This is a genomic window from Phenylobacterium sp. (assembly GCF_019636135.1).
Classification (GTDB): Bacteria; Pseudomonadota; Alphaproteobacteria; order Caulobacterales; family Caulobacteraceae; genus Phenylobacterium.
In genome coordinates, this window is sequence record NZ_JAHBYD010000002.1 from 155,356 (window position 1) to 167,104 (window position 11,749).

An 11,749-nucleotide genomic window follows, 5' to 3' on the forward strand; every position below is an offset into this window, starting at 1 on the left:
TGGCCGTTTCCCCACGGCTGTTGCAGAATTGTCATTTCAGACGAAGGCGATGCTTCCTAGCTTCCCCCAACGGGGCGAGACCGGATCACCCGGCCACCCGAGGGGAACTTCATGCACTATCGTCATATACTGTTCGCCGCGGCCTCCGTCGCGGGCCTGCTGGCGACCGCCGGCGCCGCCTATGCCCAGGCCGCCGCCGATGACACCAACGTCGAGGAGCTGGTCGTCACCGGCACCCGCACCGAAGGCCGCTCGCGCCTCGAGTCTCTCGCGCCCGTCGATGTGATCAGCGAGCAGGCCCTGCAGCGGCAGGGCACGACCGAGCTGGGGGCCGCCCTGGCCACCCTCGCACCGTCCCTCGACTTCCCGCGGCCCGCCATCACCGACGGCACCGACTCGGTTCGCCCGGCCACGCTGCGCGGCCTGGCGCCCGACCAGACCCTCGTGCTGCTGAACGGCATGCGCCGCCACGCCTCGGCGCTGGTGAACGTGAACGGCTCGATCGGCCGCGGTTCGGCCGCCGTCGACCTCAACTCGATCCCGACCGTCGCCATCGACCGCGTCGAGGTCCTGCGCGACGGCGCCTCGGCGCAATACGGCTCGGACGCCATCGCGGGCGTCATCAACATGCGCCTGCGCGAAGCCCGCGAAGGCGGCGGCGCCACCTACACCTACGGCTACTACAACACCGACGTCGAAACGGCCCGGGTCCCGAACGGCTACAAGAAGAAGGACGGCGTCTCGAACACCGTGTCCGGCTGGGTCGGCCTGCCCCTGGGCGCCGAGGGCTTCCTGACCCTGTCGGGCGAGTACCGCCACCAGAACCCGACCAGCCGCGGCGACCTTGACCCGCGCGTCCTGCCCACGCCCAAGATCACCTCGCGTTACGGCGACCCGCAGTCCGAGAACATCACGGTCTACGCCAACGCCGGCACGCCGCTGAACGACGCCTGGAGCCTCTACAGCTTCGGCGGCTATCAGAACCGCAAGACCGACAGCGCCGCCAATCCGCGCCTGGCCAACAACGCCAACAACGTGCCGTCGATCTATCCGGGCGGCTTCCTGCCGCGCATCACCACCGATATCGACGACTTCACCGCGGCCTTCGGGACCAAGGGCGAAGTCGCCGGCTTCAGCGTCGATGCGGGCGTGGTCTATGGCTACAACAAGGTGCATTACGGCGTGGTCGACTCGGTCAACGCCTCGCTGGGCGCCGCCTCCCCGACCAAGTTCGACGCCGGCACGATGCAATACGACCAGTGGGTCGCCGGCATCGACTTCACCCGGCCGCTCGAGTTCGGCATGGCCAAGCCGGCCACCCTGGCCTTCGGCGTCGAATACCGCCACGAGGGCTATGAGATCGGCGCGGGCGACCAGGCGTCGTACGTGTTCGGCGGCATCGCCGGCAAGGCGGCGGGCGCCCAGGGCTTCCCGGGCTTCCAGCCGGGCAACGAGGTCGACAAGAACCGGCACTCCTACGCCGCCTACGTCGACCTGGACGTGCCGCTCACCGACGCCTTCGGCGTCGATGTCGCCGGCCGGTTCGAGGACTATTCCGACTTCGGCTCCACCGTGAACGGCAAGATCTCGGCCCGCTACGAGCTGAGCGACGCCTTCGCCCTGCGCGGCACGATCGCCAGCGGCTTCCGGGCCCCGGCCCTGCAGCAGCAGTACTTCACCGCCACCTCGACGAACTTCATCGTCATCAACGGCGTGAACACCCCGGTCGAGGTGGGCACGTTCCCATCGGTCAGCCCGATCGCCGTGGCCCTGGGCGGCAAGCCGCTGGAGGCCGAGAAGTCGATCAACTACTCAATCGGCGCGGTCTTCCATCAGGGACCGTTCGAGCTGACGGTCGACGCCTACCGGATCGAGATCGACAACCGGATCGTCCTTTCGGAGAACATCCAGGGCTCGCCCACCGGTACGCCGACGGCCCAGGCGATCTTCCGCCTGATCAACCCGCCGGGCAGCTCGGGCCTGGGCGCCGCGCGCTTCTTCATCAACGGCGTCGACACCACCACCAAGGGCATCGACATCGTCGCGCGCTACCGCCTGAGCACTGAGGCGGCCGGCCGCTTCGACTTCACCGCCGCGGCGAACTTCAACTCGACCGACGTGACCAAGATCCCGACCACCGCGGTGCTCTCGTCGCTGCCGGTTCCGCCCATCCTCTTCGACCGCGGCAACCGCCTGACGTTCGAGGAAGGCACCCCGGACCAGAAGCACGTCTTCGCGGTCGACTGGTCCCTGGGCGCGTTCGGCGCGACGGCGAAGGCCACCTACTACGGCGACGTCCTGATCCCGAACAACACCGCGACGCTGGACTACCACTCGGGCAGCCACACGCTGGTCGACCTCGAAGCGCGGTATCAGGCGCCGATGGGCGTGAACCTGGCCTTGGGCGTGAACAACGTGTTCGACGAATACCCGAACCCGACCCCGGCCAACGTGAACACCAACGGCCCGATCGGCTTCCCCAGCTACTCGCCGTTCGGCTTCAACGGCCGGTTCCTCTACGCCCGCGTGGGCATCGCCTGGTAGCGATCTACGACCGTTTCTGACGTGGCGGCGCGGGAGTCTCTCCCGCGCCGCTTTCGTTTGGCGGGCCGTCCACACGAGCCCTGTGAATCACGGGGAAGGGCGGTTCGTCGCACGCGCGTCACAATGCCAATTCGCTAAGACTGACCGTCATGGCCCTCGTCCCGGCGCTCGATCTCCGCCCCACCATGACCGCGTCCAACGACGTCGCGATCGCGCACGCCCCTTCGAATCTGGAGGCTGAACAGGCCCTGCTGGGCGCCCTGCTGTTCGACAACGCCGCGTTCGAGCGCCTGGGCGACCATCTGCAGGACCGCCACTTCTACGAGCCGTTCCACCAGCGCCTGTTCGCCGCCGTGGAGGGCGCGATCCGCAAGGGCGCCCTCGCCGACCCGATCCTGCTGGCCGAGCAGTTCTCGTCCGACCCGGCGTTCCAGGAACTGGGCGGCGTCCGCTACCTGGCCGACCTCGTCGACCGCGCGCCGCCGGCGGCCAACGCGCCGGACTACGCCCGCACGGTCTATGACCTTGCCCTGCGCCGCGACCTGATCCGCATCGGCGGCGACATCTCCACCACCGCCCAGCGCGGCGACGCCGAACTGGACGCGCGCGACCAGATCGAGGCGGCGGAGCAGCAGCTCTATCAGCTCGCCGAGACCGGCGGCGTCTCGTCGGGCTTCGTGAACTTCTCCGACGCCCTGCAGGGCGCGCTCGCCATGGCGGCCGAGGCCCACAGCCGCGACGGCGGCCTCGCCGGCCTCTCGACCGGCCTGATCGACCTCGACCAGAAGATCGGCGGCATGCACCCATCGGACCTCATGATCCTCGCCGCCAGACCCTCGATGGGCAAGACGTCGCTGGCCTGCAACATCGCGTTCGACGTGGCCAAGAACTACGCCTGGGAGCCGCAGCCCGACGGGTCGAGGAAGACCGTGTCGGGCGGCGTGGTGGCGTTCTTCTCGCTGGAAATGTCGTCCGAGCAGCTCGCGATGCGCCTGCTCGCGGAAGTCTCGGGCGTGTCGGGCGACCGGCTGCGCAAGGGCGAGATCGATGCGATGGAGTTCGGCCGCATCCGCGACGCCGCGCTCGAGATCCAGGAAGCGCCGCTCTACATCGACGCCACCGGCGGCATCACGCTGGCCAAGCTGACCGCCCGGGCGCGGCGGCTCAAGCGCATGGTGGGCCTCGATCTCATCGTCGTGGACTACCTCCAGCTCGTCACCACCGGCGCGGGCGGCCCGGACAACCGGGTGCAGGAGGTCTCGATGATCACCCAGGGCCTCAAGGCCCTGGCCAAGGAACTCGCCGTCCCGGTGCTGGCGCTCTCGCAGCTCAGCCGCCAGGTCGAGAGCCGCGAGGACAAGAAGCCCCAGCTCTCCGACCTGCGCGAATCCGGCTCGATCGAACAGGACGCCGACATGGTGATGTTCGTCTACCGCGAGGAGTATTACCTCTCCCGCCTGGAGCCGCGCGAAGGCACCGAGGAGCACTTCCGCTGGCAGGAGCAGATGGACCAGGTGAAGGGCCTCGCCGAGGTCATCATCGGCAAGCAGCGCCACGGCCCCATCGGCAACGTGAAGCTCTCCTTCCACTCCGACACCACCAAGTTCGGCAATCTGGCCCGTGACTCAAGCCGCTATGACCCGCACTAAGCGGGCATGAGCCTGACGGACCGCGCGCGCCTCACGATCGACCTCGACGCCCTCGCGCACAATCGCGCCGTCCTGGCCGCAGAGGCCGCGGGCGCGGAGGTGGCGGCGGTGGTGAAGTCCGACGGCTACGGCCTCGGCGCCGGCGCGATCGCGAAGCGCCTGTACGCGGAGGGCACGCGCAGCTTCTTCGTCGCGCGGATCGCCGAGGGCGAGGCCCTGCGCGCCGACCTGGGCGACCGCGACGCGGCCGTCTACGTCCTCGACGGGCTGCTGGACGGCACGGCGGACCGGCTGGCGAGCGCGGGGCTCACGCCGGTGATCGCGACCGCGGCGCAGGCTGAGGCGGCGCGCAGCTTCGGTCGGCCCATCGCCTTGCAGGTCGACACGGGCATGAACCGCCAAGGCCTCACCCTCGATAAGGCGCGCGCCGTCGCCAGCGGGCTCGAGGTCAGCCTGGTCATGAGCCATCTCGGCTCGGCCACCGATCCGGCTGAGCCACGCAACCCGGAGCAGCTCGCGCGTTTCCGGGAAGTCCGCGGGCTCTTTCCCCACGCGCGGGCCAGTCTGGCGGCCTCCGCCGGCGCGTTCCTCGGCCCCGACTATCGCTACGACATGGTGCGCGCGGGCATCAGCCTCTTCGGCGGGGGCCCCGGGGAGCGGCCGGACCCGCGATTGAAGGCGGTGGCCACCCTCACCGCCCCGATCCTCGACATCCGGCGACTGGCGACCGGCGACCGCGTGGGCTACGGCTCCAGCTTCACCGCGCCCGGTCCCATGCGCGTCGCCGTGGTCGCGGCCGGCTATTCCGACGGCATGATCCGCGCGGCCATGGGCCGGGGCTGCGCCTGGGCGGCCGGCGCGCGGCGCGTGTTGCTGGCGGTCAACATGGACATCCTGGTGATCGCCCTGCCCGACGGCGGCGCGGTCGGCGATCCGGTCGAGCTGCTGGGTCCCAACGCGCTGCTGGACGACCTCGCCAACGCCGCCGGCACCGTGGCGCACGAGGTGCTCGTGCGCCTCTCGTCCCGCGCCGAGCGGGTCTATCTCGGCGCGTAGGAGGCCGAGAGCGGCCCGCCGAGCTCGGCGGCCATGCTGGCCAGCGTCGCCCGGCCCGCCGCCAGAAGCAGGATGGCGATCAGCACGGCGGCGAAGGCGGTGAGCCGCTGGTCGTCGGCGACCCGCATCAGCTTCGGCAGACCCAGCCAGATCGCATAGCCGCTGTAGAGGCCGGCCAGGATGCCCACCGGAATGCTCAGGCTGGGGTAGATCCCGGCGACGCCGGCGACCCAGCTCGCCGTGGCTCCGTAGGCGATCAGGTTCATCGCGGCGGCCCCGTCCCGCCGGCCGCCGAACGCCGGCGCGGCCAGATCGACGAACAGGGCCGCCAGCCAGACCGACGCGAGCGTCGCGACGTAACCCACCGCGGCGCCCAGCAGCAGGCCCGGCACGCTCATCCGCACGCCCACGTTGGCGATGTTGAAGCCGAAGGCGAGCGCGCCCGCGACGCCGCAGACGGCCGCGACCGCCGCCAGGGGCGCCACGTAGCCGCGCATCAGGGCGCCCGGCGCCGTCAGGTCCCCGGCGATTCGGTCCCACGTGCGGCCGGGCGCGAACAGCATGCCCAGGGCGCGCGAAAAGAACTCCGCCGCGCGTGGCGCCATCCCAGCCCTCCAACACCGGTCCGCATCCTGCGTAGCACAACGCGCGAGAGGCGCTATGCGGGCCGCTACCTGGCCTTGGCCTGGGCCTCCAGCCGCGGCAGGCCCACGGCGTCCACCGCGTCCTTCAGCTCGTCCATGCTCGCGCCGTCGCCCTTGGCCTCGACCATGAAGCGCTCGCCGACGAGGACCCCGTACTCGCCGTGCTTCGACGCCCGGTCATAGCTCTCGTGGGTCATGCGACCGCCGACGTTCCCGTACTTCTCGTAGCCGGTGGCGCTCTCCTTCGACGACTTCATCTTGAAGGCGCCCATCATGCCGGCGATGGCGCCCGCGCCGCCGATGTCGGTGATCTGCACGCGGATCGCCGAGTCGCCCTTCTCGTAGCGCGCCTCGACCTGCGAGCCTTGAATCCCGGCCGCCTCGCTCGACGAAGCGCTGACCTCGCCGCGCGTGTAGCCGCCGAGCGACGCCGGCAGGTAGCCCTTCAGCGCGTCGGTGTCGGTGGCCGTCACGGTCTTGCCGGCTTCGATCTGCCGCGCCGCCGCCTCGGCCTGCTTCTGCAACTCGCCGACGTCGAGCTCGCCCTGCCCCGGGATCGTCACCTTGCCGCTGACCTGCGGCGGCCCGGCCAGCCGCATGGTCGCCATGGAGACCGCCGAATAGGCCATCGAGACGATCAGGCCGAGAACGAAGGTCACGACCAGCACCGTGACGAAGTAGCCGACGGTGCGCTCAGGGGCGTTCTTCATCAGCTTCGGCAGGCCCTGGTAGAGCGTGTAGAGGCTGTAGACGAAGGCGGCGATCAGGATCAGGCCGACCAGGAAGCCCACGACGCCCCAGCCCGCCACGAGGCTCAGCACGCCCGCGACATACGACGCCGTCGGGAAGTAGGCGGCGAGCTTCATCGCCTGGATGCGGTTCTTCTCGGCCCCGAAGTTCGGCGCGAGGCCCTCGATCACCAGCGCCATGACGTAGACGAACAGCAGGCCGAGGCCAAAACTCACGGCCGCGCCGCCGACGGCCCAGACCGGGTTGGGCCTGGCGACGATGCCGAAGCCGCCGAAGCCGGCCCGCACCCCGAAGACCAGTTGGCCGATCAGGCCGGCGATAGCCGGGATCGCCGCCAGCGGCAGGATGTATCCGCGATAGAGACCGCCGATCGTCGCCGGCTCGCCGTCGATCACGTCCCACGTCGCGCCGGGCTGCGTGAGGATCGCCCGGACGCGGGCGACGAGCCCCGCACCGGCCGACCCGGGTTCCACCATGCTCATGAACCGACACTCCCTCGAACAATCCCGCGCAAAGACCCTAGACCTCTCGTCGCAGGCGGCAACCCGGGCGTGGGACCGGGAACGCCGGCTCGGCTAGACTCGACCGCATTCGAATCAGGAGGACCCATGGCCCGCGACGGCGCCGTCTACGCCTGCCAGTCCTGCGGCGCCGTGCAGACGCGCTGGACGGGCCAGTGCCCGGCCTGCGGCGCGTGGAACACCCTGGTCGAGGAGCTGACCAGCCGCCCGCCCGGCGCGCTGAAGCTGACCAAGCCGACGCGGAAGGCCGGGCTGGCGTTCGAGGGGCTCGACGCCGAGACGCCCGCGCCGCCCAGGATCATCACCGGCGTCGACGAATGGGACCGGGTGTGCGGCGGCGGCGTGGTGCCCGGCTCGGCGATCCTGGTCGGCGGCGACCCCGGCGTGGGCAAGTCGACGCTGCTGCTGCAAGTGGCGGCCAGCGCGGCGCGGCGCGGCGCGCGCTGCGCCTACATCTCGGGCGAGGAGGCGATCGAGCAGGTGCGCAGCCGCGCCCACCGCATGGGCCTCGCCGACGCGCCGGTGAAGCTGGCCGCCGAGACCGCCCTGCGCGCCATCGTCGACGGGCTGAAGGCCGAGCCGTTCGACCTGGTGGTGGTCGATTCCATCCAGACGATGTGGAGCGACGCGCACGAGGCCGGGCCGGGCTCGGTCACCCAGGTGCGCGCCGCCGCCGGCGAGCTGGTGCGGCTGGCCAAGAAGCGCGGGCTGGCGGTGATCCTCGTCGGCCACGTCACCAAGGAGGGCGCCATCGCCGGACCGCGGGTGGTCGAGCACATGGTCGACGCCGTCTTCGCCTTCGAGGGCGAGCGCGGCTATCCGTTCCGCATCCTGCGCGGCGCCAAGAACCGCTTCGGCGCCACCGACGAGATCGGCGTCTTCGAAATGGGCGACGCCGGCCTCGCCGAGGTGAAGAACCCCTCGGCGCTGTTCCTCGACACCTCGGGCGAACGGGCGGCGGGCGCGGCCGTGTTCGCCGGAATCGAGGGCTCGCGGCCGGTGCTGGTGGAGATCCAGGCGCTGGTGGCGCCGTCGGCCTACGGCACGCCACGCCGCGCCGTCGTCGGCTGGGACTCCGGGCGGCTGGCGATGATCCTGGCGGTGCTGGAGGCGCGTTGCGGTCTCTCCTTCGGCGATCGGGACGTCTACCTGAACGTGGCGGGGGGCCTGCGCATCTCAGAGCCCGCGGCCGACCTGGCCGCCGCCGCCGCGCTGGCCTCCTCGGCCTTCGACGTGGCCCTGCCGCAGGACTGCGTGGTGTTCGGCGAGATCAGCCTCTCGGGCGAGGTCAGGCCCGTCAGCCGCATGGACTCGCGGCTCAAGGAGGCCGCCAAGCTCGGCTTCCGCCGCGCGTTCGCCCCGGCGGACCCGGAGAGTTCGGCCCTTCAGGTGACGGGCGCGAGCCGCCTCGCCGACGCCATACAGCGCATCCACGATGGGGCATGGGACAAGCCGTGACCCAGTTCGACTTCCTTGTCCTGGTGCTACTCGGCGTCTCGGCCGCCGTCGGCTTCTCGCGCGGCGCGGTGCGCGAGGTGTTCGCCCTGACGGCGCTCGTCGTCGCGGCGGGACTCGCGGTCTTCGGCCTGCCGGTGTTCGGGCCGATGGTGCGCAAGGCCGTGCAGCCGGACTGGCTCGGAACGATCGCGACGCTGGTGGTGGTGTTCGGCGTGGCCTTCGTGGCCCTGCGGCTGATCGGCGCGGGGCTGGCGCGCAGCGTCCAGAAGACCCAGATGCTCGGCTTCCTCGACCGTTCGCTCGGGCTGCTGATCGGCCTCGGCCGCGGCCTCATCGTCCTGGGCGCGCTCTTCCTGATGTTCAACGCCGCCACGCCGGAGGATCTGCGGCCCAAGTGGATCACCGGCGCCCGCACCTGGCCGCTGGCGACCAGCATGGGCCGGCTGCTCGACGACCTGGCGCCCAAGGGCCTGGACGTGGCCGGAAGACTGAAACCGGCGTTCGATCGCGCGGTCTCTGGTGACAATCCGGCGACAGAGGGGTACGAGGCCCGCGAACCCGCCACCCCCGACCGCCCGGAGCGATCCCGATGAGCCATGCGCACGAGCATTGGTCCCCTCCGGCGCGCGATCCCGACGACGATTCCCTCCGGCTCGAATGCGGCGTGTTCGGCGTCTACGACACCGCCGAGGCGTCGGGGATCACCGCGCTCGGCCTGCACGCCCTCCAGCACCGCGGCCAGGAGGCCTGCGGCATCGCCAGCTTCGACGGCCAGCGGTTCCACACCGAGCGCCACATGGGCTACGTCGGCGACGCCTTCGGCGGCGGCGACCTCAGCAAGCGCCTGCCGGGCCGCCACGCGATCGGCCACACGCGCTACTCCACGGCCGGCGGCAGCTTCCTGCGCAATGTGCAGCCGATGTTCGCCGACCTGGAGGCCGGCGGCCTGGCCCTGGCCCACAACGGCAACCTGACCAACTTCCTGACGCTGCGCGAACAGCTCGTCTCGGAAGGCGCGATCTTCCAGTCGACCTCCGACTCCGAGGCGATCCTGCACCTCATCGCCCGCTCGCGGCGGCCCAAGTTCCTCGACCGCTTCACCGAGGCGCTGCAGCAGCTCGAAGGCGGCTACGCCCTGGTCGCCATGACCAACAAGAAGCTGATCGGCGTGCGCGACCCGCTGGGCATCCGCCCGCTGGTGCTGGGCGACCTGCACGGACGGGCCGTGTTCGCGTCCGAGACCTGCGCGCTCGACATGATCGGCGCGACCTTCGTGCGCGACATCGAGCACGGCGAGATGGTGGTGGCCGACGACAAGGGCCTGCGCAGTTTCCGCCCCTTCCCGGCCCAGCAGGCCCGCCCCTGCATCTTCGAATACGTCTACTTCGCCCGCCCAGACTCCGTGGTGAACGGCCGCTCGATCTACGAGGTCCGCAAGCGCATGGGCCGCCGGCTCGCGCAGGAGAGCCTCACCGGCATCGATATCGACGTCGTGGTGCCCGTGCCCGACTCCGGCGTCCCGGCCGCGCTCGGCTTCGCCCAGGAGGCGGACAAGCCCTTCGAGATGGGCATCATCCGCAACCACTACGTCGGCCGCACCTTCATCCAGCCCACCCAGGGCGAGCGGGAACTGGGCGTGCGCATGAAGCTCGCGCCGAACCGTTCGGTGCTGGCGGGCAAGAAGGTGCTGCTGGTCGACGACTCCATCGTCCGCGGCACCAATTCGGTCCGCGTGGTGCGCATGGTCCGCGAGGCGGGCGCGGCGGAGGTCCACCTGCGCTCGGCGTCGCCGCCGATCATGTGGCCCGACTACTACGGCATCGACATGCCCGACCGCGAGAAGCTGCTGGCGGCCAACCACACCGTCGAGGAGATCGCCAGGATCCTGGGCGTCGACTCCATGGGCTACCTCTCGGTGGAGGGCCTCTACTGGGCGATGGACGCGGTCCGCGACGACGCCCATCCGCAGTACACCGACCACTACTTCACCGGCGACTATCCGACCCGGCTCCTCGACAAGGAGATCGCCGAGGGCCGCAACGAACTCGTCGAGCGCCAGCTCTCGTTCCTGGTCGACGCGTGAGCGTTCCTCCCCCCTCGGGGGAGGGGAACCGCGACGCGGCGGAGGGGGCGAAGCGAGGCTCATGGCTCGCCCGTCTCAAGCCCGACTGGTACCTGATCTTCATCCTGGCGGCGGCCGGGCTGGCCTCGGTGCTGCCGGCGCGCGGCGAGGCCGCCTTCGCCTTTGGATGGGCCAGCAAGATCCTGATCGGGATCGTCTTCTTCCTGCACGGCGCGCGGCTCTCGCGCGAGGCGGTGATCCGGGGGCTGACGCACTGGCGGCTGCACCTGACGATCCTGGCCGCGACGTTCCTGCTGTTCCCGGCGATCACCGTCGGCATGGCCGCCCTGCCCGCCTGGATCACGCCGCCGGAGATCGCCGGCGGCCTGGTCCTGCTGGGCTGCCTGCCCTCCACCATCCAGAGCTCCATCGCCTTCGTCGGCATCGCCCGCGGCAACGTCGCGGCCGCGGTCGCCTCGGCCTCGGCGTCGAACATGATCGGCGTGTTCCTGACGCCGGCGCTGGCCAGCCTGCTGCTGCACGCCGAGGGCGCGATCAGCCCGGGCTCGTTCTGGGCGATCGTGCTGCAACTGTTCGCGCCCTTCGTGGCCGGCCAGATCGCGCGGCCCTGGATCGGCGCCTTCGTGCAGCGCCACAACAAGACGCTGGGCCTGCTCGACCGCGGCACCATCGTCCTGATCGTCTACGTCGCCTTCTCCGGCGCGGTCGTGGCGGGCGTCTGGAACAGGCTGAGCGCGCTCGACCTCGTGCGGCTCCTGGTCCTGTGCTGCGTGCTGCTGGCGGCGGTGCTGGCCATCACCGCCTTCGCCGCCCGCGCGCTCGGCTTCTCCAAGGAGGACGAGATCGCCATCGTCTTCTGCGGCTCGAAGAAGTCGCTGGCCAGCGGCGCGCCCATCGCCGCGGCCCTGCTGACGCCCGCGGCGGCCGGCATCGCGATGATCCCGCTGATGATCTTCCACCAGATCCAGTTGATGGCCTGCGCGGCGATCGCCCAGCGCTACGCCCGGCGCGCTGACACCGCAGCCGAAAGCGTCTAGAGACGCC

General features: G+C 70.8%; 9 protein-coding genes. 7 read left to right on the forward strand and 2 right to left on the reverse strand.

Annotated features, from left to right (window positions below; all coding sequences use genetic code 11):
• Positions 1 to 111 precede the first annotated feature (111 nt).
• From KF737_RS02030 to alr, 3 genes are all read left to right on the forward strand, one after another.
• A complete protein-coding gene (locus KF737_RS02030) occupies positions 112 to 2,544 on the forward strand; it encodes a TonB-dependent receptor (protein ID WP_296449840.1) in 2,433 nt (810 codons plus the stop codon).
• 149 nt (positions 2,545 to 2,693) lie between these two features.
• Positions 2,694 to 4,193: a replicative DNA helicase gene (locus KF737_RS02035; protein WP_296449843.1), complete on the forward strand. Its 1,500-nt coding sequence runs from the start codon at positions 2,694 to 2,696 to the stop codon at positions 4,191 to 4,193.
• A gap of 6 nt (positions 4,194 to 4,199) precedes the next feature.
• Positions 4,200 to 5,249, forward strand: coding sequence for an alanine racemase (alr, locus tag KF737_RS02040; protein ID WP_296449845.1), 1,050 nt, complete (start codon positions 4,200 to 4,202; stop codon positions 5,247 to 5,249).
• On the opposite strand, the gene KF737_RS02045 is transcribed toward alr, so the two are convergent.
• Complete coding sequence (locus KF737_RS02045; RefSeq protein ID WP_296449847.1) at positions 5,234 to 5,854, reverse strand: Yip1 family protein; 621 nt, start codon at positions 5,852 to 5,854, stop codon at positions 5,234 to 5,236. The two genes, alr and KF737_RS02045, sit on opposite strands and share 16 nt — an antisense overlap.
• A 65-nt stretch (positions 5,855 to 5,919) precedes the next feature.
• Entirely contained in the window at positions 5,920 to 7,125 is a 1,206-nt protein-coding gene (locus KF737_RS02050; protein WP_296449850.1) for a Yip1 family protein, read from the reverse strand.
• 126 nt (positions 7,126 to 7,251) lie between these two features.
• Between KF737_RS02050 and radA the strand changes: the two genes are divergently transcribed.
• The 4 genes from radA to KF737_RS02070 are packed head-to-tail and all read left to right on the forward strand — an operon-like array spanning position 7,252 to position 11,742.
• A complete protein-coding gene (radA, locus tag KF737_RS02055) occupies positions 7,252 to 8,622 on the forward strand; it encodes a DNA repair protein RadA (RefSeq protein WP_296449852.1) in 1,371 nt (456 codons plus the stop codon).
• Positions 8,607 to 9,215: a CvpA family protein gene (locus KF737_RS02060; RefSeq protein WP_296449854.1), complete on the forward strand. Its 609-nt coding sequence runs from the start codon at positions 8,607 to 8,609 to the stop codon at positions 9,213 to 9,215. The genes radA and KF737_RS02060 overlap by 16 nt, the downstream gene beginning before the upstream one ends.
• Positions 9,212 to 10,705 carry an amidophosphoribosyltransferase gene (gene purF / locus KF737_RS02065; protein WP_296449856.1) on the forward strand — a complete coding sequence of 498 codons (1,494 nt, stop codon included), beginning with the start codon at positions 9,212 to 9,214 and terminating at the stop codon, positions 10,703 to 10,705. Before KF737_RS02060 ends, purF begins: the two co-directional genes overlap by 4 nt.
• Positions 10,702 to 11,742, forward strand: a complete 1,041-nt coding sequence (locus KF737_RS02070; protein ID WP_367273202.1) for a bile acid:sodium symporter family protein — start codon at positions 10,702 to 10,704, stop codon at positions 11,740 to 11,742. Before purF ends, KF737_RS02070 begins: the two co-directional genes overlap by 4 nt.
• Positions 11,743 to 11,749: the final 7 nt, after the last annotated feature.

What these genes read in the sequence shown, in the direction of transcription:
- KF737_RS02030 (WP_296449840.1), top strand. Translation starts at nt 112, where the DNA reads ATGCACTATCGTCATATACTGTTCGCCGCGGCCTCCGTCGCGGGCCTG.
- KF737_RS02035 (WP_296449843.1), top strand. Translation starts at nt 2,694, where the DNA reads ATGGCCCTCGTCCCGGCGCTCGATCTCCGCCCCACCATGACCGCGTCC.
- alr (WP_296449845.1), top strand. Translation starts at nt 4,200, where the DNA reads ATGAGCCTGACGGACCGCGCGCGCCTCACGATCGACCTCGACGCCCTC.
- KF737_RS02045 (WP_296449847.1), bottom strand. Translation starts at nt 5,854, where the DNA reads ATGGCGCCACGCGCGGCGGAGTTCTTTTCGCGCGCCCTGGGCATGCTG.
- KF737_RS02050 (WP_296449850.1), bottom strand. Translation starts at nt 7,125, where the DNA reads ATGAGCATGGTGGAACCCGGGTCGGCCGGTGCGGGGCTCGTCGCCCGC.
- radA (WP_296449852.1), top strand. Translation starts at nt 7,252, where the DNA reads ATGGCCCGCGACGGCGCCGTCTACGCCTGCCAGTCCTGCGGCGCCGTG.
- KF737_RS02060 (WP_296449854.1), top strand. Translation starts at nt 8,607, where the DNA reads ATGGGACAAGCCGTGACCCAGTTCGACTTCCTTGTCCTGGTGCTACTC.
- purF (WP_296449856.1), top strand. Translation starts at nt 9,212, where the DNA reads ATGAGCCATGCGCACGAGCATTGGTCCCCTCCGGCGCGCGATCCCGAC.